The following is a 23,149-nucleotide window of genomic DNA, read 5'->3' as shown; positions in this document are numbered from 1 at the left end:
TGCACAAGCTAACCCCCGTTTATTAGCCTTCGGTTAAGGTTTCATTAGGAGAGCGTGAAACAGCGGGTTTTTTAGGTAGATGCAGGGTAAAAACACTGCCCTGGCCGGGTTGGCTGGTTACATCCACCCGGCCGCCGTGGGCCTGGGCGATATGCTTGACGATGGCCAGACCCAGGCCGGTGCCGCCCATACGAGCACTGCGCCCCTTGTCCACCCGGTAGAAGCGTTCAAAGAGGCGCGGCAGGGCGGCGGCGGGAATACCCGGGCCTTGGTCGCGGACCATGATGCGGACCTCGGCGGCGTCCTCTTCGGCGCCGATGGTGATGGGGCTTCCTTCCGGGGCATACTTGACGGCGTTGTCCACCAGATTGACCACGGCCTGTTCCAGCAGGGCCGGGTTGATTGGCGCTCGCAGGTTTTCCGGGCTTTCGATGGCAACGGGCATTCCGCGCTCCCGGGCCCGGTGGGCGCAAATCTGCACCGCCGCCCGGATGGTTTCCAGCAGCGGCAACTCCTGCAGCGGCACCGCCGGGCGGCCGCCTTCCTGCTCCAGGCGGGAAAGGGCCAGCAGATCCTCGACAATGGCGTGCAGCCGCCGGGACTGCTGCAGGATAATGGCGGTGAAACGGCGGGCCTCGTCGGGTTCTTCCAGGGCGCCGTCCAGCAGGGTTTCGGCAAAGCCTTCAATGGAGGTGATGGGGGTTTTGAGTTCGTGGGAGACGTTGGCCACAAAGTCCCGGCGCAGGTTTTCCAGCCGCCGCAGCCGGGTAACATCGCTGATCACCAGCACCGCGCCGCTGCCACCATCGGTCAGCTCCGCCAAGCGGGCGCCGCGGGCCCGGCAAAACAGCTCCCGGCCGCGCTGATCCAACAGGGTAAACTCGCCCTCCACCGGTTCGCCGGCCCGCAGCACCTGGCTCACCAGTTGTTGCAGGCCGCTGTTGCGCAGGGCCACCCGGATGTTTTGCCCCCTGATCTTTTCCGCATCCACCGCCAGCAGCTCGGCCCCGGCCTGATTTAATTCCACCACCCGTTCCTGCTCGTCCACCGTCAGCACCCCGTCGGCCATGCTGCAAAAGACCGCCTGCAACTGGTTGCGCTGGTTGTCGATGGTCTTGAGTCGCCGGTCGAGCTGCCCGGCCATGCGGTTCATGGCCCGAGCCAGGGCCGCCAGTTCCGCCGCCCCCTGTTCGGCGATGCGACCGGCGAAATCGCCGGCGGCAAAACGCTCCGCCCCGGCCCGCATCTCTTCCAGGGGCCGGCTGAGCCGGCGGGCCACAAACCAGGCCGCCACCACCACCAGCAAGGCGATCAGCAAGCCGCTGGCGGCCAGCCGCCGCTGGATCTCGGCCAGGGCCTCGTCAACGGCGGTTAGGGGAATGGCGGTGCGCAGCACCCCGACCACCGCGCCGTCGCGCTGCAGCGGGATGGCCACGTACATGGTGTCGTACAGCACCGAGGCGCTGAAACGCATATCGGAGCCCTGATTACCCGCCAGGGCGGCGATGATCTCCGGCCGACCGCCGTGGTTTTCCATCTCCTCCGGGCTCTGTTCGGAATCGGCCAGCACCAGGCCGTCCGGCGCCACCACGGTGATGCGGGTGCCGGCGCCCCGGCCGGCTTCCCGGCAATAGGCCCGCAGGGCGGCCAGTGTTCCCCCGGCGCCGACGGCCGGCGGCGGGGGAACAACCGCCGCCCCCGCCTGATCCCGACTCTGCGCGGCCACCGGCAGCAACTCAACAATTTTGGCCTGCAGCAGGTACGCCCGGGCCGCCAGGTCCTCCTCCACCTGCTGCACGTAAAAACCGCGCACCGAGGTAACGGCCAGCCAGGACACCGCCAGCAGAGCCAGCAGGGCCACCAGCAGCAGGGCGGGATACAAATGCCAGATCAGGGGCCGGCGGTCGTTGGTCATCTTTTTTCCTCGTTACGATTGTGAGTGCAACTGACGTAACTGATCACGGGGTCTACGGGGTAAGCGGTCACAGGGTGCCGCAGGTTGTGGTGAGCGGGGCGGCGAAGCGTACCTCAGTACGTGAGCCGGCCCGATCGCCGCAAGATGCGGTGCCCTGTGATCGCTTACCAACTGACAACTTAACACAAGAGCGACCGCAACCAACAGGGTTTCAGGAACTTCTGCCGCCTGGCGGACAATCATTACCCAATCAAAAACAAACCCTAATCAAAGCCGAACATTGGCGATGCATTCTGTGGCGAAGCAAACGGCGTAAACTGGCCGACGGAATTTCCCGGACACCGCCGGGCCGCCGGTAAACCAAGCAATGCCAACCCCAACCACAAGGAGATGCACCATGAACCAGCAACATCAACCTCGCCGGTCTTTTTTAAAGACCAAACTGGTGGCCGCAGCGGCCGCCACCCTGATTTTTCTGGGCCTGGGGGCCGGTTCGGCTCTGGCTCAGCGCACCGACATCCTGGGCGCCGGGGCCACCTTCCCGGCCCCCCTGGTCACCGCCATGGCCGATGAGTACCGGACCAAGACCGGCGGCCGGGTGACCGTCAACTACCAGTCCATCGGCTCCGGCGGCGGCATTCGGCAGTTTATCGAGCAGACCGTGATGTTCGGCATGTCCGAGGCCTTTCTCTCCGACCAGATCATGGCCGACATTGAGCAGCGCACCGGCGGGGCCGCCTTCAACCTGCCCATCACCCTGGCCGACGTGGTGCCCACCTACAATCTGCCCGGGGTTAAAAAAGGCTTGGTGTTTGACGGCGACCTGCTGGTGGACCTTTTCCTGGGCAAGATCAAGCGCTGGAACGATCCCCGCATTGCCGAACTCAACCCCGGCCTGCGGCTGCCGCCCCTGCCCGTCACCATCGTGCACCGCTCCGACGGTTCCGGCACCACCAATGTCTGGACCAGCTACCTGACCCGGGTGTCCGATGAATGGGCCAAGAAGGTGGGTTACGCCACCAGCGTCAACTGGCCCACCGGGGTAGGCGGCAACGGCAACGAAGGGGTGGCCGGGGTAGTAATGAACACCCCCGGCGCTCTGGGTTACAACTCGCTCTCCTACGCCATCCTCAGCGATATCAGCTACGGCTACGTGGTCAACGCCGCGGGCAACACCATCGAGCCCAGCTACGCCGCCACCACCGCCGCCGCCGATATCGACCTGCCCGCCGACACCCGGGTGCTATTCACCAACACCCCGGCTCCGGACGGCTACCCCGCCGCCGGTTTCGCCTGGATGCTGGTCTATCAGAACCTGGACCAGAACCGGGCCATTGCCAACCGCGCCCAGGCCGAGGAGCTGCTGAAGTTCCTGATCTGGGCCATCCGCGACGGCCAGGAACTTTCAGAGTCCCTGGGCTTTGCCCGCCTGCCCCAGGCGGCCATCGACCTCAACTTCGAGATGATCCGCCAGATCACCTGGCAGGACGAGAAGCTGGGCGAAAAAGTGCTGCGGGAAATGCAACGGTAAAACAATCCTAAACGAATCCTAATCAAAGCCGAACATTTGCGGCTTAGTTTCTCCTCACAAGCGGCGGGGCGGCGAGACGGACACTTCCTCCCCGGCCCCGCCGCTGCCCGATTTTATTACCGTTTACCGCCACAAACGTGGCTGAATCGGGAACGATGACTGTTATGACGCCCTTTTGTTGACGCTTTTACCGGGAGGACTTTCCCTTGGCTGCTGCCCCATCCACTTACGAACTGGTCAGACGAACCCCGCCGCTGCTTTACCGCTGGCTGGGCGACCGGATATTCGCCGTGCTGGTCACCCTGTTCGGCCTGACGGTGATGGGACTGGCCATCTCCCTGGCGGTGGTGCTGTTTTGGGAGGGTTCGGAGGCCATCAAAACCTTCGGCTTTTGGGGTTTTCTCATTGGCACCACCTGGGACCCGGCCCTGACCCTGACCTTCGGCACCTTCCCTTTTCTCATCGGCACCGTGGTCACCAGTGTGGCGGCTTTGGCGCTGTCTTTTTTTCCGGCCCTGGCGGTGGCCATTTTCTCCGCCGAGTACGCCCCCCGCTGGCTGTCCCATATCATCGACGCCCTGGTGGACCTGATCGCCGCCGTACCCAGCGTGGTGGTGGGCATCTGGGGCATTTTCGTGCTGGCCCCCTGGCTGCGGGATCATTTTTACCTGCCCCTCTATATGTGGGCGGCGGAAAGCCGGCCGGAGCTGCTGCCGATCATCGGCAGCCCCATGGGTTACGGCATGACCACGGCGGTGATCGTGCTGGCTTTGATGATCGTCCCCTTCACCGCCGCCTTAAGCCGGGATGCCATCCGTCTGGTGCCCAAGGCGCAGCGGGAGGCCTGCTGGGCCCTGGGCGCCACCCGCTGGGAGGTGATTCGCATGGCGGTGTTGCCTTACGCCAGAAGCGGCATCGTCGCCGGGGCAATTCTCTCTTTCGGCCGGGCCATTGGCGAGACCATGGCGGTGGCCATGCTTATCGGCAACAAGAACACCCTGCCCTTTGACCTGTTCGGGCCGGCGGCCACCATGCCTTCGGTGATCATCAACGAGTTTCGGGAGGCGGTGGAAAACTTGCACCTGTCCAGTTTGATGGCCATCGGTTTTTATCTTTTCCTGATCTCGCTGATCGTCAACCTGCTGGCCGCTTATATTCAACGCAAAATGATGGTCGCCGGAGGACGCTCGGCATGACGGCATTTAATGGTAATACCACCAAGACCGGCAGCGCCGCGCTGGCCACCCCGGTGCTGAGCCTTGGCCGCCGCTACTGGCGCGACCGGCTAATGCTGGGTCTACTGGCCAGCTCCACTATCCTGGTGTTGGTGCCGCTGTTCATCGTCATCGCTTACGTGGTGGTGCAGGGCATCGGCGCCTTGAACTGGGATTTTTTCACCCAGGAACTGGGTTCTCCCACTCGGGCCCACACCGGCCAGCCTACCGGCCTGGTGCATACCATCATCGGTACCCTGGTGGTGGATTCCATGGCCCTGATCATCGCCGTACCTTTAGGTATCGGGGCCGGGGTGATGCTGGCCGAGTACCCGGATCATCGCTTGAACCCATTGCTGCGGCTGCTCAACGACACCTTGAACGGGATGCCGGCTATTTTGAAGGGGATGCTGGCCTTTGCCCTGATCGTCAAGCCCATGGGCACCTTTTCCGGCCTGGCCGGGGCGGTGGCCCTGACCTTTGTCATGCTGCCCATCATCGCCCGGGCCACCGAAAGTGCATTGGACATCATTCCCTGGTCCATCCGGGAGGCGGGCCTGGCCCTGGGGCTGCCCCGCTGGCGGGTGATTCTTTCCACCATCATTCCCGCCGCCAAGGTGGGGCTGGTCACCGGCATCCTGATCGCCTTTGCCCGGGCCGCCGGCGAGGCCGCACCGCTGCTCTTTACCTCGTTCGGCAACAATTACCTGCCCAGCCGCTGGACCGGCTGGCTTTTCGGGCCGGTGGACACCCTGCCCCAGCGCCTCTACAGCCTGGCCATCAGCCCCTACAAGCAGTGGCATGAGATGGGCTGGGCGGCGGGCATTGTCCTGCTGGTGATGGTGATCCTGCTCTTTATCACGGCCCGAGTGACGGTCCGGCGGGCGTAATCGTTCGGCAGCACCACATCTTCGGGCGATCAGCCAGGCTTGCGTACAGGGGTACGCGGCACCTGACTGCTTGCCCGAAGCTGCGGCACTGCCGAACGATTACGCGCGGGCTTTCGGACACAATGCTAACAAGCGCGAGAGGAACGAACATGCATAATCAGGAATCTACGGCGGCCGGCCGCCATGCTGAAACCGCGCCGGCGGCTACCGATATTCGGATGGAGACCCGCAAGCTCAGCGTCTTTTATGGTGACACCGCCGGGGTCAATGATGTCAGCCTGTCCATGTACAATAAGAAGATCACCGCCCTGATCGGCCCTTCCGGTTGCGGCAAGACCACCTTCCTGCGCTCGCTCAACCGCATGCACGACCTTACCCGGGGGGCCAGGGTCACCGGCCAGGCGCTGCTGGACGGCAGCGACATCTACGCCCCCAAGGTGGACCCGGTAACCGTCCGGCGCCGCGTTGGCATGGTCTTTCAAAAGCCCACCCCCTTCCCCACCATGTCCATTTATGACAACGTGGTGGCGGGTTTGAAGCTGGTGGGGATTCGCAACCGGGCGGTGCTGGACGAGGTGGCGGAAAAGGCCCTGCGGGGAGCGGCCCTGTGGGACGAGGTCAAGGACCGGCTCAAGGCGCCCGGCGGTGGTATTTCCGGGGGGCAGCAGCAGCGGCTCTCCATCGCCCGGGCCCTGGCGGTGGAGCCCGAGGTGCTGCTGATGGACGAGCCCACCAGTTCCCTGGACCCCCAGTCCACCATTCGCATCGAAGAGCTGATGAGCGAGCTGAAAAAGCAGGTGACCATCGTCATCGTCACCCACAACATGCAGCAGGCCTCGCGGATCTCCGACTACACCGCCTTTTTCTACGTCGGCGACCTGGTCGAGTTCAACCCCACCGCCAAGATGTTCACCAACCCCAATCAGAAGCGTACCGAAGAGTATATCACCGGCCGTTTCGGCTAATAATACAGGACCATGCCACAAAATCTTTTTAACTATACGCCTTTTGTTGACAATAAGGGGGCTCTAATTTATAAGGAAAACGGAAACAACAACAAGTCAGGATCAGAAAGTCGTCGCCTGTTGCGCGCTTAACTTTTCCTGCCGCCAGTTCTTGCGGGGCGCAGTTCATGGCCAACGGCGAGACAGCCCATGCAGAGCCTCCAACAATGAACAAGCCGGCCCTGAATTCCGATTTGGCACCCAACCCAAACGGCCACTTCCGTCTTGGCGAGCTGCTGGTACGTGAAAAGATGGTCAGCCCGCAGGACATCGACCGGGTTCTCAAACTCCAGCAGCAGGAAAAGCAGTTGATCGGCCTGCCCCTGGGGCAGATACTGGTCAAGCAGGGCAAGCTCAGCGAACAGAATCTCCACCGCCTCCAGGAACATCCCAGCTTTCGCAAGCATCTTGGCACCCTGGCGGTGGAGAAGAAGTACGTTACCCAGGAACAGTTGATGTTCTGCCTGCAGAAAAAGGAGCACCACCAGGCTCTGGGGCAGGCCCTGGTCGATGAAGGTTTCCTGGACAGCGCCGCCCTCTACGAGTTGATCAAGGAACAGGCGAGCTCTAACAAACTGGGTGACCTGGCGGTCAAACTCAACCTGGCCCGCCGGCAGGATATCGACGCCGCTCTAAGAACCCAGAAATCCTCCCGCAGCATCGGCGAGATCTGCTGTGACCTGGGGCTGCTCAGCCCCCTGGACCTGGACCGTATCTTAAACAAGTACGACAAGCAGACCAAACTGGGCGAAATCCTGATCAACCTGGGCTACCTGGACCAGGACAGGCTCCAGAAAGCCTTGGCCCAGCAAAAGCGCGAGGGCGTGCCGCTGGGCACGCTGCTGATCAACAACAAGCTGATTACCAACTCCCAGCTCCAGGAAGCAGTCTCCAAGCAGGCCGGTATTCCCTTCAAAGCTTTGGAGGGGTTCATCTACAGCGAGAACGACAAACGGGCGCTGACCAGAATCATCAGCCCCAAGTATGCTGAAAAAAATCTTATTCTGCCCATTTCGCTGAAAGATAACGAACTCACCGTCGCCACCCTCAGCGCCGATAAAATCAGCAACGTCCGCGACCTCAACCAACTTTACGACCGCCTTAACATCTCCTGCATCTTCATTACCCAGGCCAAGTTTGGCGAGCTTTTTGAAATTCTTTACAGCAAAAAGTTAAGCGGTCGGCAATCGCCGGAAGCAAAAGAGAACAGCGAAGAGCGCGCGGCTGAGAATGGTCCGGCCGACTCCATGCAGCTTGAGCTTTCCGAAGATATCGACGAGGTGCCGGAAAGCCAAACCGATTACGGCGCCTACGACCTGGAAACCGAGGAGCTGGTCAACTACATCGTCAAGTACGGCATTACCCACAAAGCCAGTGACATTCATTTCGAGCAGGACCGCAAGGGAGCCAAATTGCGTTTCCGGATCGACGGCGTCTTGCGCGAGGTCAAAGCCGGCTGGCTGCACAACAAGATCAATGAAAAGCCGGCGGCCATCGTTTCCCGGATCAAGGTCATGTCCAGCCTGGACATTTCCGAGCGTCGCGTTCCCCAGGACGGCGTTTTCCGCATTAATTACTTCGACCGCACCATATTAATTACTTCGACCGCACCATGGGCCAGAAATACAACCTGGATTTCCGGGTGGCCACCTGCCCGGCCATCAGCGGCGAAAACGTCACCATCCGGATCCTGGATTCCCGCAATGCCAATGTGGGACTGGAAAAACTTAATCATTCGCCCCATGTACTGGACCCTTTCAAAATCTTCCTTAAGAGTGCGGCCGGCATGGTGCTGGTCACCGGCCCCACCGGCAGCGGCAAATCCTCCACCCTGTACGGCGCCCTGCAGTATATCTACGACCCCACCCTGAAGATCATCACCGCCGAGGATCCCATTGAATACAGCTTCCCGGGGATCATGCAAACCCAGATCAACAACAAAATCGGCCTCTCCTTTTCCCAACTGCTGCGCTCCTTTCTGCGACTGGATCCGGACGTGATCCTGGTGGGCGAGATCCGCGACGGCGACACGGCCCAGATCGGCTTCGACGCCGCCCAGACCGGCCACCTGGTGTTGAGTACCCTGCACACCAACGACGCCATCAGCACCCTGGGCCGGCTCGATGATCTGGGGATTGATCGGGCCCAGATCGCCGCCAGCTTGAGCTGCGTGCTGGCGCAACGTCTGGTCCGCCGTATCTGCCCAACCTGCCTGGCGGATTATGTGCCCAGCGAGGAGGAATGGAGCCCGCTGTTCAGCGATTACCCCACTCACCTTACCTTTTTTAAGGGAGAGGGCTGCAGTGACTGCGATTTCACCGGCTTCAGCGGCCGCACTCTGCTGTCGGAACTGTTTGTTCCCAGCGATTTCAAATCTTTTAACAAAGGCGCCGGGGTCGATGAATTGAAAGCGGAAGCCATTGAGAGCGGCCGGATGAAAACCATGGTCGACGACGGCCTGCTGAAGCTCGGCGATACCACCATTTCGGAGATCCTGCGAGTGGTGCCGCACGAGATGATCCAAATGTTCCGCAAGCGGGGCAGCCGCTCCGCACCCGGCGCCCATGACCCCGGCCCCGCCTCCAGCACCGGCCGGGGGCGCGGTTTCATGATCACCGATCCGGCCACCGAAGGCATCCGCATCGACCAGATGTATGAAGAGTACCTCTCTTTGGCCGCCATAATCCAGGATGAAGAAAAAATCGATCGGGAACTTTTTCATCGTTTTGTAACCGACAATTTCCAGGATCTTACCAAGACCACCGGTAGCCACAGTATTCTGTTCAACTTCGAGAACGCCGACGGCGGCGTGAGGATCACCGCCGTTCCCCTTGACTGAGAGTGGCCCGTCAGCGGCAGGGGCGCCCGGCATTTCTCCCGTAAACTTCACACTTCCCCACGGAAACAGCATGAATCGAACCATTGCCATCACCAGCGGAAAGGGAGGCGTCGGCAAAACCAACCTCACGGTCAACCTGTCCATCCACCTGGCTGAACTAGGTTATCGACCCTGCCTGTTCGATGCCGACCTGGGCACCGCCAATATCAACATCCTGCTGGGGATCAACCCCGAACATGATATCGGCGATGTGATCCGGGGCCAGAAAACCATTCAGGACATCATCATCCAAGACCCTTCGGGGATCAACGTCATTCCCGGCAGCACCGGCGTCGAGGAGATGGCCAACCTTGAGGCCGAACATCTCGACACCCTGGTCAAATCCTTTGCCTCTCTGGGACGCTACGATTTTTTTCTCTTTGACACTGCAGCGGGCATCTCCCGCAGCGTGGTGGCCTTCTGCCTGGCCGCCTCGGAAGTGGTGCTGGTAATCACCAGTGAACCCACCTCCATGACCGACGCTTACTCGCTGCTCAAGGTGTTAACGAAGAATAAATATGGCGGCCGGGTAAGGGTTGTGGTAAATCGTTGCACCGACGTGGCTTCCGCCAAAGGCGTGTTCAAGAAGTTCCGGATGGCAGTGGATAAGTACCTCGGCGTACCGCTGGAACCCCTGGGCCTGGTCTACCAGGATGAGGCCGTCCCCCGGGCCCTGCAGCAGCAGAAATCGTTCATGAAGCTGTACCCGCAGTCCGGCGCCGCAAGCTGTATCAGATCTCTGGCCCAGCGGCTGACCAACGAAAGTTCCGAGAAAACGGCGCCGGAAGACATGACGGTTTTCTGGAACAATTGTTTCAAGTATTTCAACATGCCGCTCGATATTCCTGGTAAGCGGCAGGAACACCGGACGGAACAAGCCGCTCCCCGGAAAGAAACGGCCGCTACGGCGGAAGCCCCGCAACCGCCGGTCGCACCGTCGGCCACCGCCGTTAACGAGGACACGGCCGGCACCGACGACACGACACCGCCGGCCAGCGGCCCCCAAGATCCACTGCTGGCCTTTGTACCCTTAGTCGAACAACTGGCGGGCAACCTGGCCCTGGTCTCCGCCGAGTTGAGCCGGATCCGGGAAGCCCTGGGAACCAACGACAAGGGCGGTGTCGCCGTGCGCCCCGCCGCCCCCACAGCCCAGCCCGCTCAAGATCGGCAGGTTTACGTGCTGGACCTTCATTCTTACGCCACTGGGACCAACCGCACCAAGGAATCGTGAAATGCCCGCCTATACAGTGCAGGATATCAGTCAGCGGATCGAAGAACTGCCCACCCTGCCGGCCATCGCCCACCGAATCTCCTATCTGCTGGAAGACGAAACGGTGGATTACCGGAAAATCGCCGCCCTGATCGAACAGGATCCGCCGCTGGCGGTCAAAATTCTGCGGATCGCCAACTCGCCGCTGCACATGACCCTCAGCAAGGTCCACACCATCGAGCACGCCCTGGCCATTTTAGGCGCCAACGAACTGCGTTCTATCCTCAGCGCCCTGGCGGTCTACGATTTTTTTCAACAGCAGGAAGGCAACGGTTTCGACCGCAAAGGCTTCTGGCGTCATGCCATCGTCTGCAGCCAGATTGCCAAGTATCTGGCCCACCATTTTCGCTGCCAGGATGACGCCATTTTTCTCTCCGGCCTGATTCACGACATCGGCAAGATCGTATTTGATGCCTATTTCCGCGATGACTTCAAGCAGATCCTGAATCTGGTCGCCACCCAGCACCAGTCATTCAGCACAGCGGAAAAGGCCGTTCTGGGGGTCACTCATTACCAGGTGGCCGCCAAACTGCTACGCCAGTGGGACTTCCCCCCCCCAGGTCATCCGCCCCGTACTATATCACCACGCCCCCTGGCATGACCGGGATTCCCCATGCAGTTCCATCGTGGTCTACCTGGCCAACATCTTTGCCAAAATAATCGGCTACCCCAGCCTGAAAGATGAAGAACCAACCACCAGGGAACTCTTCCGCAACCCCAAACTGCTTAAATTTCTCCACCTCAACGGCTTTGAGCTGGACGCCAAAAAGTTGGACGTGATGCTCGGCAACCTGTGCCAGGTCATCAACCGGGGCGAGGACAATGTCCTGCACCTCTTTGATTAAACATTCTGCGTTCAGTCCGTGGCCCTCGCGACCGATCTCGGGGTTGCACGCCAAGCAAGCGCCCCCACCCCGGCACCAAGGCCAATGACTTTGACGGTTCCCTTGAGCGGCTTTGCCATAATGATTGACGAAAACCGCCTGGCGGAATATAGTGAACGATTTACCGACGATCACTGTACCGTAAAGCAGGCCTCATACTGTCTGCCCTTGCCAGTCGCCCAGTCACAGGAACCAACATGGAAGCAGCCCGCAACCCGAACGAACAGCAAAAAAAACGTGAAATCAGTCGGAGCCTGGCCCTGATTAAATGCCCCAACTGCGGCAACGACACCGATTTTCTGGAAGTTGCCGATGACGTGATTCTCACCACTCACTACCGACAAAACCGCGACGGCAGCTTCACCCAGGAAGGTGATGAGTCCCAGATTCTGGGTGAAATCAAGCTGTTTTGCGGCGAGTGCAACACCGACCTGTCCAATTTCCATTCCCGCTTTCTGGAAATGCTCTTCTAACCCCGGGAGGCCGCCTGTTGACTTCCCACCCCCGACTGATCCGTGACAACGAAACCCTGCGCCGTGACTATCATCGGCTGATCGCCGGCGACCGGGTGCTTACCCGCGTCCGGCTGGCCCCCGGCGAGGAGTACCTGCTCTGGGACCTGGTCGACCGGGGGATACAGCTCTTCCCACCGGCCCGGGCCCAGGCCCTGTCACGCTCCAAGGTTATGCAGGCCGCCGTTTTCACCCCCTTCATGCTGCCCCATACCCTGGCCATTCACGACCTGCACGGCCTGCACCGGGCCGTCACCCGGTATCACGCCGCCGGCATCGACCAGGTGGTCACCAAGCTGGACCGGGCCAACGCCGGCATGGGGGTACTGCTCTGGAACAGCGTGGAAGAAGTGCTCAACCAGGCCACTCTGGGGACTCTGCACCCTCCCTTTGTGCTGCAACCATTCAGGCCGGAGGGGCGGGATATCCGGGTGGTTATCCTGGGCGATTACCGGGAGGCTTACCTGCGCCACAACGCCGCCGGTTTCCGTCACAATCTCCATTGCGGCGGCCACAGTGAGCCCTGGACCCTGAGCCGCAGCCAGTTGGAGTTGTGCCGCCGGACCATGGAGCGTGGCCGGTTCCCTTACGCCCACCTGGATCTTTTTTTGCTGCCGGAACAAGCCTATCTTGGCGAAATCAACCTGCGGGGCGGCCTGCGGGGGGCGCAAATCAGCCCCGAAGAATACCGCCGGCGCCTGGAACAAATCCTGGCCGACAGCAACCCGGCCTAAAACAACCCTTGTTTCCGGCCCCGGTTCCCGTTATGAATCTTTAGCAGAAAAGCAAAAGAGCCGTAACGCTTGGCGGGCGCGCCGGCTCTCGTGCCTGGAGAAAGGAGATGAAAGGAGAGATGCTACAACTGCTACCCTCTATTGACATGCAAGCTCCATACCAGCGACAGATACCATTAAAAAGCTACGTGTTTTTAAATAATTAACCACCAGAATCACCAGCGACGGGTCGGGTTGGTACAATTTTTTATACTGACTTTACTGTTCCAGCCAACGGAGAACGCTACCGGCACATGACGTGACGAGAAACCGCAGGCCAGGTATTATTTATTGCACCGGTACAAAATTATGAACCCTGCTGCCAGTCGTCAAGACCACCGACAAATCATGACAAACACAAAGCCATTCGGACGAAATCCATACCATGGACACCCCTATCCAGCGCTCCTTGAGGGTCGGACGGGCGGTCATCGGCCTGCTGGGTCTTGATGTCGCCCTGGGCCACGCCCTGGCCGACCAGGTCAGCCCCCGACAGGAAATTCTGGACCGGCTTTACCGGCAGATAGCCCGCCAGAACTACATCCCGGCCGGCCGCGAAGAGCTTTACCGCCGGGCCCTGGAACAGGAGTATGACCGGCTGAAACACGGCAAACCGCGCCGGGATGGCGCCCTGCAGATCCGCATCCTGGGTCCCGGCTGTGTTTCCTGCAATCGCTTGGGCGAAATGGTACTGGAGGTGATGTCCGAGCTGGATATTCCCGCCGATATCCTGCAGATCCAGGACCCCGACGAAATCGGCCGCTTCGGTATGCCCCGCACCCCGGCCCTGGTAATCAACGACCGCCTGCTCAGCGCCGGCAAGCTGCCACCCAAAGCCAAACTGGAAGAATGGCTGCGGGACGCCATCGACCGGCAAAACCTCAGCGACAGGTAACCATCCGCTTATGTCTGCCTCTTCGCCCCCCCAGCGCCGCGCCATCATCATCGGCGGCGGCCCCGCCGGGCTTACCGCCGCGCTGGAACTGCTGCGCCAGACCGACGTTACGCCGCTGATCCTGGAGGCCACACCGCATATCGGCGGCATTTCCCGCACCGAAAATTACCGGGGCAACCGGATCGACATCGGCGGACACCGTTTTTTTTCCCGCTCCCAGCGGATCATGGAGTGGTGGCAGGAAATTCTCCCCCTCCAGGGGGCACCGGCCCGGGATGACCGCGCCCTGGGCCGCGATCTGGCCGACCTGCTGACCGCCGACGGTCCGGACCCGGAAAAAACCGATCGGGTAATGCTGCAGCGTTCTCGCCTCTCCCGCATTCTCCATCGCCGCCGCTTTCTCGCCTACCCCCTGGCGGTCGGCCTGCCGCTGGTCCGCGCCCTGGGAGCCGGCCGGCTGCTGCTGATCCTGCTCAGTTACCTGCGGGCCCACCTGTTTCCCATCCGGGACGAACAAAACCTGGAAGATTTTTTCATTAACCGCTTTGGCTACCGCCTTTACGCCACCTTTTTCAAGGATTACACCGAGAAAGTCTGGGGTCGCCCCTGCAAAGAGATTCCCGCCGAATGGGGGGCTCAGCGGGTGAAAGGACTATCCGTGGCGGGAGCCGTCAAACATGCCCTGCGCTTTCTCTTCACCAGCCCCCGCGCCCGGGCCAAAGCCAAGGTGGAAACCAGCCTGATCCAGCATTTTTTCTACCCCAAGCTGGGCCCGGGGCAGCTATGGGAAGAAGTGGCCCGCCGGGTAACCGGCGCCGGTGGCACTTTGCGCACCGGTCACCAGGTGGTGGGACTGCTTACCAGCGACAACCGGGTCACCGGGGTGCGGGTGCGCAAGCTGGCCGACGGCACGGAGTACGTTGAAGACGGCGAATTCTGCTTCTCCACCATGCCGGTGCGCGATCTGATCCTGGCCCTGGACCAGGCCCCGGAAGCGACAATGGAGCTCGCCAACGGACTGGTTTACCGGGATTTTTTAACCATCGGCCTGCTGCTCAGCAAAATGAGTGGCCAGCTCGCCGCCACCGGGCAGGCGCCAGGCAAAACCGGCCTGCTGCCCGACAACTGGATTTACATCCAGGAACATGATGTCCGCCTGGGCCGGCTGCAGATCTTCAACAACTGGAGCCCCTACATGGTGGATAACCCGGATACGGTCTGGGTGGGGCTGGAGTATTTTTGCGACGAAGGCGACGACCTCTGGAACATGCCCGACCACGAGCTGCAGCAACTGGGGGTGGCGGAAATGACCAGCCTGGGTTTCATCGACCCGGCCGACGTGCTGGATGGGGTGATAATCCGCCAGCCCAAGGCTTATCCTGCCTATTTCGGCACTTATCACCGTTTCACCGAGATCCGCAACTTCACCGACGGGCTGACCAATCTGTTTCTGATCGGTCGCAACGGCATGCACCGCTATAACAACATGGACCATTCCATGCTGGCGGCCATGGCGGCGGTGGCGGCGATTAAAAACGGCAGCACCGACAAGCGGGCGATCTGGGAAGTGAACAGCGAAGAAGAGTACCACGAAGAAGGCTGATCGCCGCCGGTTATTTATCATGGGCGAAGGAGAAAATTTGCCTGTTCTGTTGCGCAACATATACGGACACTTGCTGATTGCCGGGCTTTCCCTGCTGTTTCCGGTGCTACTGTACCGGGCCCGACACCTGGATGACAATGCCCTGACCAGTTGGCAGTGGGTTTTTCAGGCCGCCGAGCCCTGGCGGCTGTGGTTGTATTTGTTGCTGTTAACCCCGCTGTTGTGGCTGCTGGCCAAGGCCCCCGAGTGGTGGCGGGAGGCCGGGCACAGCACCCCCGCCGGACGCCAGCGGCGACTGATGCCGCTGCTGGCGCGGGCCACTACTCCGCTGATGGCCTTTCTGGCCTGCCTGCTCTTTTTCGATGTTCCGGAAATGATCGTGGACGCGGCCCGCTATTTTATCCAGGCCAAAAGCTTCAGCACTTACGGGCCGCTATATTTCTACCGGGAATGGGGCGGCGAAATTTTTGCCTGGACCGACCTGCCCCTGATGTCCATGCTTTACGGCCTGCTGTTCACCATTTTCGGAGAGAGCCGGTTGGCGGCGCAACTGCTCAACGCCCTGCTGTTTGCCCTCACTACCCTGCTCATCGCACAACTTGGTCGAGATTTCTGGGATGAGGAAACCGGCCAAGCCGGGGCCCTGTTGTTTCTCGGCTTTCCGTACCTGTACAGCCAGACTCCGCTGCTGCTGGTGGACATCGGCACCATGTTCTTCCTGCTGCTGGCGTTGGCCTCCCTGCATCGAGCCATGACCAGGGGTGGATGGTATGTCCCCCTCACCGCAGTGGCGGTGATCGGTGTTTTGCTGGTGAAATATTCCGCCTGGCTGCTGCTCTCCGGGCTGCTGCCGGTTTTTCTCTGCTCACTGGGCCCGGAGCCACGGCGGGCCATAATCCGAGCCGCCCTGGCCCTGACGCCGGCCCTGCTTCTGGTCGCTGTTTTTTTCTGGGGACAGCGGGAGGTAATGGCCGAGCAAATCGCCCTGCTGCTGGAATTCCAACGCCCGGCCTTAAGCCAGGGCTGGCGCGAGGGACTGATCTCCACCTTCTTCTTCCAGACCCATCCGCTGCTCACCGCCGCCCTGCTCTACTCGGGTTACCGGGCCATCCGGCAGCGCGACCGGCGTTACGCGGCACTGTCCTGGCTGGTGATTCTGGTGCTGGTGGTGCTTGAACTGCGCCGCATCCGCTATTCGATTCCGATCTTGCCGCTGCTGGCCCTGCTGGCCGGTTACGGCCTGCGCGACCTGGCCGACCCCGGTCTGCGCCGGCACCTGCTGGTGGTCATCGCCGGCTCTTCGCTGCTGCTGGCCGGCGGCGCCTTCAAGCCTTTTCTCAACAGCACCGGCGACCGTAATCTGCTGGAGGCCGGTCGCTTCCTCGACACTCTGCCCCGGCAGCCGATTGGGGTGGTGGTATTGAGCGAACATGATCCGGTGCTGGACCCCCGGGTGACCCTGCCCCTGCTCGACCTTTTCACCAACCAGAAAGTTGTTTACCTGCCTCCGGCGACGCCGCCCCCGCAGCCGCCGGGGGTGACGGAATCACCGCTGCGCTTCAGCTGGGAGATGCACCTGCCGGAATTTTATTTACCCGCCCCGGCTGCCCCGCCGCCGGAAACTGTGGTAGTCATCAAGGGCTCCCCCACGGCCCGCATTCCGCCGGAAACCATAATGATGCTGGACGGTTACCACCATCTGCAACAGTTCAGCGCCGACAGCGGGATTTTCCAGTATCGCCCCCTGGTGTTGATTTACCGCGCCGCCGACATCGCCAAACCTTGGCCGGAGCCGTAAAATACACATTTTTATTTTGCAAAAAATAAAACAATCACATAGAATGCCTTACAATTTTTTTAGAAGTATCGTTGCCCCGGTCACGAGCAGGAAAAGACCGAGCGCCATCGCCCGGTGACTCCTTCTTTTGCGCCGTCGACCACCTGCCACTCTGTGATATATGGCCCAGGCGAAGGGGAACAAGTTGACCGCCGAAGTGGTCTTTTAAATCAAAACAAGAAACAAAGGCAGCACTAGAACTGCAACCCAAAGAAACGCAAGGAGGTTCCAAAATGAAAACATCACGTTTTGTGGGCATGTTACTGGTAGCCGGAATGCTCGGCTTCGTGGCCTTCCAGGGCCAGATCGGCGGCCCCGATGAGGCTCAGGCCCGGGCCGGTGGCTACGGCGCTCCCCCTGCTCAGGGTGGCGGGTACGGCCAGCCGCAACCGGAAGCCAAAGAAGAAGATAAAGGCCGGGCTCCGGGCTACGGTGCTCCGCCGCCTCGGCCGGGTGGAGGCTACGGCGCACCCCCCGCACCCCGCGGCGGTGGCTACGGTGCACCGCCCCCCCGGCCCGGTGGCGGTTACGGTCGCTAAGCAGCGACGGTCTTGATGCAACAGCCAGAGAACGCAGGAATAACCACTTTGCTGAGGAGGCAAGGTGGTTTCCTGCGTTTTCAGTAAACTTTCAAACTCTAGGGAACAGGAGAGGGTATGAGCGAAGGAAGCGTGCTTGGTCAGCAGGCCAAAGAACTGTATAAGATTCTCTGTCAGGACAAATGGAACCCTTACATCACTGCCACCTTCATCGCCTTTTTGAGCGTGGTGATCGCCGCCTGGTACACCTCGTGGGGTGCCACCGGCGCCGTCCAGAACTGGGGCGACTGGATCCTTTACGGAGTCGGGGTTAACGAATCAGGCCCCGGCAACATCTTTCTGCACAGCGGCTCGGTGATTGGCATTGCTTTTATCGCCGGTGCTTTTGTCTCTGCGTGCCTGGGCGGCAACTTCGCCTTTCGCATTCCGCCCCGCATCGAAATAATCAAAGCGGTAGTCGCCGGCTCCCTGATGGGGATCGGCGCCATTTTGGGCGGTGGCTGTAACGTCGGCGGTTTCTACAACGCTCTGGGCAACCTGTCGGCCCATGGGTTCGCCATGTGGGCCGGCCTGATTATCGGCGCCATTCTGGCCCTGAAATACACCTACTGGGAAATGGAAAACGTTTCCTGGGGACAAGGCGGCGCCAAGACCTTCAACGTACCCCCGGCTTTGCAGATCGTGCTGGGCGTTGGCGCCCTGATCGCCCTGATCTGGGGAGCTTACGCCTACGCCGGCAGCCAGGAGCATTTCTGGGGCATGGGCGCCTGGCAGCCGCTGGGCACCTTGGGCGGCGTGCTGTTGCTGGCTGCAGCACTGGGCTATGTCTTCCAGCGCGGTCGCTGGTGCATGATCCAGGCCTTCCGGGAGCCGCACATGACCGGCGACTGCAAGATGGCCAAGTCAGTGGCCCTGTCCATCGTGCTGTTGGTAACCGGCATTGCCGTACTCAAGCACACCGGAATCGTCGATCCCGCCCATTACCTGCGTGGCGTCTTCGGCTGGGGTGGCGTGCTGGGCGGCATTATCTTCGGCTTCGGCGCGGTTCTGGCCGGCGGCTGCGGTACCGGCGCCCTCTGGCGGGTGGGCGAAGGCCAGATCAAGCTCTGGATCGTGGTGCCCTTCTTCGGCCTGGGAGCCGCTTTAACCAGCAAATTTATCCATGGCCCCCGCGACATCGAAGGGATCATTGCCTGGTATCAAGCCGGACAACCCCTGCCCTTCAGCGAAGGGATGCTGGGCAGTTTCACCTACCTGCCCAACACCTGGCTGGGATGGGGCGGTACGCTGGCCCTGATCTTCGGCGCCATGGCCGCCTGGTGGATCGCCGTTACCTGGAACGAAAAGACCCAGAAGGGTGTTCTTGAGATGTGAGGCGACCGCTGTTGTGTAAGTAGCTATTGCCGGGGGACGGTAACCTGACCGTTACCCTGTACTGATCGGGAGGATCGCCATGGTCGATATGACGTGGCCATCCTCCCGTTTTTTTTTACGAGGTTTTTTCCCATGAAATGCGCCCTGATCATTCCGCCCTGGCTGCCCGAGGAAATATTTTCCAGCAAGACCGCCGGTAGCCAGATCAACTACTGGCAGCCCCTGGGCACCCTGTACGTGGCCGCCGCCCTGCAGCAGGCCGGGCACGAGGTGCGCTTTTTTAACGGCGCCTTTCTTAAACACCAGGAGATCATGACCGGGGTTAAGGAGTTTGCCCCGGAGTTTATTGGCCTTTATTCAACGACCTTCGGCTGGGACAAAGCCAAAAAAATGGCCACCGACTTAAGAGCGGCCGGTCACCAAGGCTGGCTGGTGGTGGGCGGCCCCTTCCCCATCGCCCTGCCGGAAAAATGCCTGACTGAATGCCCGGAGCTGGATGTGGTGGTGACCGGCGAAGGCGAGGAGACGGTGGTTGAACTGCTGGCACTGCTGGCCGGGGAGCTCGACGGCAGCGATGGCGAAGCTTCACCTGGGATCGCGGGTGCGACCGAACTCGACGATGCCGCCGGCGTCCAAACCCAGAATTTAAGCCGGATACAAGGTATTGCCTGGCGGCGGGGCGGGGAAATTGTGCTCAACCCGCCACGATCGCTGATCACCGACCTGGATGCCCTGCCTTTCCCGGCCCGGGAGCTGCTTGGGGAGATCGACGACTATGTGCCGCCGCCGGCCACCTACAAACGCCGCCCGGTGGCGGTGATCATCACCTCCCGGGGCTGCAACCGCCGTTGCCTGTACTGCTTCCAGATCGACAAGAGCCGCCAAAGCGGCATCCGCTACCGCTCGGTGGACAACGTCATGGCCGAGATCCGCCACTGCCTGGCCCAGGGCTACCGGGAGATCAAGTTCATCGACGACACCCTGGCGGCGGATTACGACCGGGCCATGGAACTGGCCCGACGCATCAAGGAGGAAGGACTGGATTTCACCTGGTTTGCCTCGGCCTGCGTCAACCAGGTGGACCTGCCGCTGCTCAAGGCCTTCAAGGAGGCGGGCTGCTGGGCCATCCTCTTCGGGGCCGAAAGCGGGGTGCAGAAGGACCTCAACACCATCCGCAAGGGCATTACCCCGGCCCAGATCAAGAAGGCGGTAGCCGCCGCCAAGGAAGCGGGGATCACCGTCTACACGCCGTTTATTTTCGGGATTCCCGGCCAGACCTTCGAAGACGGCCTGAAAAGCATCGACTTTGCCCTGGAACTGGACCCGGATATCGCCAACTTCCACGCCCTGACCCCCTTTCCCGGCACCGAACTGTGGGATAACCTGGACCAATACGGCACCGTCTCCCACGACCTGGCCGACTACACCTACCAGGGGGCCGCCTTCATCCCCTACTCCATGACCAGGGAAGAAATCGCCGAACTGCGCCGCCTGGCCTTCAAACGCTTCTACTCACGGCCCAAATTCCTCTGGCGACGACTGCTGGCCCTGCGCAGCATGCATGATCTGAAGGCCGCCATCAACGGGGTCAGGAGCCTGTTCTGGCTTCTGGTGGGCGACCGAATCTTCCACCGGGGCGACAAGCGCCATTAGAGTGGACAACTCTTCACCAAAGCCAACAAAGTGCTGATTTAACTGGCTGAACGTTTACCGGAGCTGAACGTATTCTTTCAGCAGGGCCGGATAGGTGGCGGGATTGAAGAGGATGTTGGTCATCATGTAGCATTCGTGGGTGCACCAGCAGCCGTCGCGGCGGATGGCCGCCACCACCTCCCGGGCCCGGGGGCTGTGGAGCAGCTTTGGCAGATCGCCATCATGCTCCCGGATATTGCCCAGCCGCATGGCCGGGCGGAAATCCTCGCACGGATAAACCTCACCGTCGTCGGCCACCACCAGGTTGAGCCGCCCGGCGTAGCAGGGCAGTTGCGCCCTCTGCTGCCGGGCGGTGGCCAGGATATAACGGCGCTGGAGGATATCCTGGGCCGCCTTGAGCCGGGCGCCGCCGAAACGGTAGGTGGCGGCCTGGCGATTTTTGAGTTTTTTTTCCAGGTACTCGCAGGCTCGGCGGTATTTTTCCAGGTCCGCCGTCAACTGGCTTTTATCGGCCAGGTCACCACGGGCCAGCGAGATGGTGTGGGTGTGGATATGCGGCAGGCCGGCGACAAAATCCACCGTCTCCAGCATGCTATCCTGGGTGGCGGGACAGAACACCGAATTGATTCCCAATTCAAAATTAGTCCACCGCCCTTGCATTTCCCCCAGCTCGGCGGCGGTGCGCAGGCAGGCGGCGTGGCTGCCGCCCACCCCCCGCAGGGCGTCATGCACCGCCGGCGGCCCGTCCAAAGAGAGCTTGACCACCACCGTGGAGCGGGGACAGCGCTGGAGAATTTCACGCACCGCCGCCGTAATTCGCCCGGTATCCAGGCCATTGCTGGGCAGCAGGATAATCGCCGGCCGGGTGTGGCGGTAAAAGGCCTCGGTGACGGCCACCAGGTCGTCGCGCAAAAAGATCTCGCCGCCGGAAAAGGCCAGCCAGAGCAACGGCGGGCTGGAGGCGGCGATTTTTTCCAGCTCCGCCAAGGACAACTCGCCAGCTCCCCGGTCGGCCGGGGGGGTGTCGGCGGCCAGGTAAAAACAAAATGAACAGCGCTGGTTGCAGCGACGGGTAAGAAAGACGGTCAAGTGCAGGGGGGCTTGCTTGGAAAAAATACCGCCCAAGTGCCGCAGGGGGGAATAGCGCCTCGGGGCGGCGCCCCGCCCTTCAGCGACCATCGCCTTCCCCCGCCAGATAGCCGAGCATCCCCCGCAGCGCCCCCAGACCCACCGGCAGGGGATAGAGCAGGGTGTAATAAAGCCCGGCGGCCAGGGCGAACCCCGACCCGCCGGCCCGGCCGAAAGCGGCCAGCAGCGGCCGCTGCTCCAGCCAGTTGGCCGCCTGCACCACCAGGACAGTAAGCCACAGGGCCCAAGGCGAAGCGCCGGCCGCTGCCGGATCACCGTTACCGCCCGCCCCCGCGCCACCGACCGCCTCGCCGGCCAGGGCCGCCGTCTCCGGCCCCGTGAGCAGCAGCACCAGCCCCAACAGCAACAGCACCGCGCTGACCGCCCAGGCAACCACGTTGATTTTCAACTCCCGGGAGGCGGTGCCGGAATCGGCCAACAGATCACGGTTGCCCAAAGAATAGGTGGTCCAGTAACGGGATTTACGCCAGGCGTTTTGCCATGACCGGCGCAAGTCGTAGTTGAAAACATGCCGCACCAGGATGCGCGGGTCCATGCGCAGCGCAAAACCGTGGCGGCGCAACCGGTGGCTGAACTCCACGTCCTCGATGATGGGCATGAAGGACTCGGGAAAACCGCCGGCGGTCTTGAAGACGTCGGCGGCAATCAGCATGGCGTGGCTGGCGATGTAATCGGGATCATGCAGGCGCTTGGTCTCGAAATGGTGGATGAATGTCGACTGAAAATGACTGAAAAAACCGGGATCATAAGCCCGGAGGGTATAGGTGCCGCCCACCACCGTCCCGGCTCCGTGCTCCTCGACAGCCTGTGCCACCGCGCTGAGGGTTTCCGGCAAGACCAGGCAATCAGAATCGATGAAGAACAGGTAATCCCCCGCGGCCTTGGCCGCCCCGGCATTACGGGCCGCCGAGGCACCGCGTCGGTTTTTGAGTTGCACCAGCCGGCAGGGAAAAGCCGCCCCCCCGCGCCCCTTGATAAAGGCGCGGATCAACTCCACGGACCCGTCGGTGGAGCCATCGTCCACCACGATCACCTCAAAGACGGCGTGGTCTGAAGCCGAAAAAGCCTCCAGACAAGCGCCAATGGTGGCGGCCCCATTATAGTTGGGCACGATAACCGAGAGAAAAGGGGCGGCAGAAGAACTCAAACGGGCCACCAGAAGTTAAAAGGGGTCAGAAAAGAAGCGGCCCGGCGCCGCGTACCTCTCAGTACGCAAGCCGGGCCGGTC

Annotated in this window: 19 protein-coding genes and 1 pseudogene; 17 read left to right on the top strand and 3 right to left on the bottom strand. The window is 61.3% G+C overall.

Features of this window, described 5'->3' with window-relative positions:
• Positions 1-22: 22 nt before the first annotated feature.
• Positions 23-1,915, bottom strand: coding sequence for an ATP-binding protein (locus tag P0N66_RS11045; protein ID WP_275805349.1), 1,893 nt, complete (start codon positions 1,913-1,915; stop codon positions 23-25).
• Positions 1,916-2,312: 397 nt separating this feature from the next.
• Here P0N66_RS11045 and pstS point away from each other — a divergent pair, with 397 nt between their 5' ends.
• The 17 genes and pseudogenes from pstS to P0N66_RS10960 all read left to right on the top strand — a co-directional run bounded on the left by pstS (position 2,313) and on the right by P0N66_RS10960 (position 20,772).
• Positions 2,313-3,446, top strand: a complete 1,134-nt coding sequence (gene pstS, locus P0N66_RS11040) for a phosphate ABC transporter substrate-binding protein PstS (protein ID WP_275805347.1) — start codon at positions 2,313-2,315, stop codon at positions 3,444-3,446.
• 206 nt (positions 3,447-3,652) lie between these two features.
• On the top strand, positions 3,653-4,642 hold the full coding sequence (gene pstC, locus P0N66_RS11035; protein ID WP_275805345.1) for a phosphate ABC transporter permease subunit PstC: 990 nt from the start codon (positions 3,653-3,655) through the stop codon (positions 4,640-4,642).
• A complete protein-coding gene (gene pstA, locus P0N66_RS11030) occupies positions 4,639-5,550 on the top strand; it encodes a phosphate ABC transporter permease PstA (protein WP_275805343.1) in 912 nt (303 codons plus the stop codon). The genes pstC and pstA overlap by 4 nt, the downstream gene beginning before the upstream one ends.
• Positions 5,551-5,768: 218 nt before the next feature.
• Positions 5,769-6,515, top strand: coding sequence for a phosphate ABC transporter ATP-binding protein PstB (pstB, locus tag P0N66_RS11025; protein WP_275805379.1), 747 nt, complete (start codon positions 5,769-5,771; stop codon positions 6,513-6,515).
• A 167-nt stretch (positions 6,516-6,682) separates the two neighbouring features.
• Positions 6,683-8,122, top strand: a pseudogene (locus P0N66_RS11020) (GspE/PulE family protein); the annotation flags it as partial.
• Positions 8,123-8,166: 44 nt separating this feature from the next.
• Entirely contained in the window at positions 8,167-9,393 is a 1,227-nt protein-coding gene (locus P0N66_RS11015; RefSeq protein ID WP_275805341.1) for a GspE/PulE family protein, read from the top strand.
• A 70-nt stretch (positions 9,394-9,463) separates the two neighbouring features.
• Entirely contained in the window at positions 9,464-10,663 is a 1,200-nt protein-coding gene (locus tag P0N66_RS11010; RefSeq protein ID WP_275805339.1) for a MinD/ParA family protein, read from the top strand.
• 1 nt (position 10,664) lies between these two features.
• Entirely contained in the window at positions 10,665-11,303 is a 639-nt protein-coding gene (locus P0N66_RS11005) for an HDOD domain-containing protein (RefSeq protein ID WP_275805337.1), read from the top strand.
• Between the two features lie 25 nt (positions 11,304-11,328).
• A complete protein-coding gene (locus P0N66_RS11000; protein WP_275805335.1) occupies positions 11,329-11,547 on the top strand; it encodes a hypothetical protein in 219 nt (72 codons plus the stop codon).
• 236 nt (positions 11,548-11,783) lie between these two features.
• A complete protein-coding gene (locus P0N66_RS10995) occupies positions 11,784-12,059 on the top strand; it encodes a hypothetical protein (protein ID WP_275805306.1) in 276 nt (91 codons plus the stop codon).
• Between the two features lie 17 nt (positions 12,060-12,076).
• Positions 12,077-12,832, top strand: a complete 756-nt coding sequence (locus P0N66_RS10990) for an ATP-grasp domain-containing protein (protein ID WP_275805304.1) — start codon at positions 12,077-12,079, stop codon at positions 12,830-12,832.
• A gap of 424 nt (positions 12,833-13,256) precedes the next feature.
• Entirely contained in the window at positions 13,257-13,766 is a 510-nt protein-coding gene (locus P0N66_RS10985; RefSeq protein WP_275805302.1) for a thioredoxin family protein, read from the top strand.
• A gap of 10 nt (positions 13,767-13,776) precedes the next feature.
• On the top strand, positions 13,777-15,369 hold the full coding sequence (locus P0N66_RS10980) for an NAD(P)/FAD-dependent oxidoreductase (RefSeq protein WP_275805300.1): 1,593 nt from the start codon (positions 13,777-13,779) through the stop codon (positions 15,367-15,369).
• A 37-nt stretch (positions 15,370-15,406) separates the two neighbouring features.
• Positions 15,407-17,167 (top strand): glycosyltransferase family 39 protein, encoded by a 1,761-nt coding sequence (locus P0N66_RS10975; protein WP_275805298.1) that lies wholly within the window; start codon positions 15,407-15,409, stop codon positions 17,165-17,167.
• A 272-nt stretch (positions 17,168-17,439) separates the two neighbouring features.
• Entirely contained in the window at positions 17,440-17,745 is a 306-nt protein-coding gene (locus P0N66_RS10970; RefSeq protein ID WP_275805295.1) for a hypothetical protein, read from the top strand.
• 117 nt (positions 17,746-17,862) lie between these two features.
• Positions 17,863-19,119, top strand: a complete 1,257-nt coding sequence (locus P0N66_RS10965) for a YeeE/YedE thiosulfate transporter family protein (RefSeq protein WP_275805293.1) — start codon at positions 17,863-17,865, stop codon at positions 19,117-19,119.
• 132 nt (positions 19,120-19,251) lie between these two features.
• Positions 19,252-20,772, top strand: a complete 1,521-nt coding sequence (locus tag P0N66_RS10960) for a B12-binding domain-containing radical SAM protein (RefSeq protein WP_275805291.1) — start codon at positions 19,252-19,254, stop codon at positions 20,770-20,772.
• Between the two features lie 54 nt (positions 20,773-20,826).
• On the opposite strand, the gene P0N66_RS10955 is transcribed toward P0N66_RS10960, so the two are convergent.
• Positions 20,827-21,951: an SPASM domain-containing protein gene (locus P0N66_RS10955; RefSeq protein WP_275805289.1), complete on the bottom strand. Its 1,125-nt coding sequence runs from the start codon at positions 21,949-21,951 to the stop codon at positions 20,827-20,829.
• A complete protein-coding gene (locus P0N66_RS10950; RefSeq protein ID WP_275805287.1) occupies positions 21,941-23,068 on the bottom strand; it encodes a glycosyltransferase family 2 protein in 1,128 nt (375 codons plus the stop codon). The genes P0N66_RS10955 and P0N66_RS10950 overlap by 11 nt, the downstream gene beginning before the upstream one ends.
• Positions 23,069-23,149: the final 81 nt, after the last annotated feature.

It is taken from the genome of Desulfurivibrio dismutans (genome assembly GCF_029210385.1).
GTDB lineage: Bacteria > Desulfobacterota > Desulfobulbia > Desulfobulbales > Desulfurivibrionaceae > Desulfurivibrio > Desulfurivibrio dismutans.
This window is presented reverse-complemented; position numbering and strand designations above follow the sequence as displayed.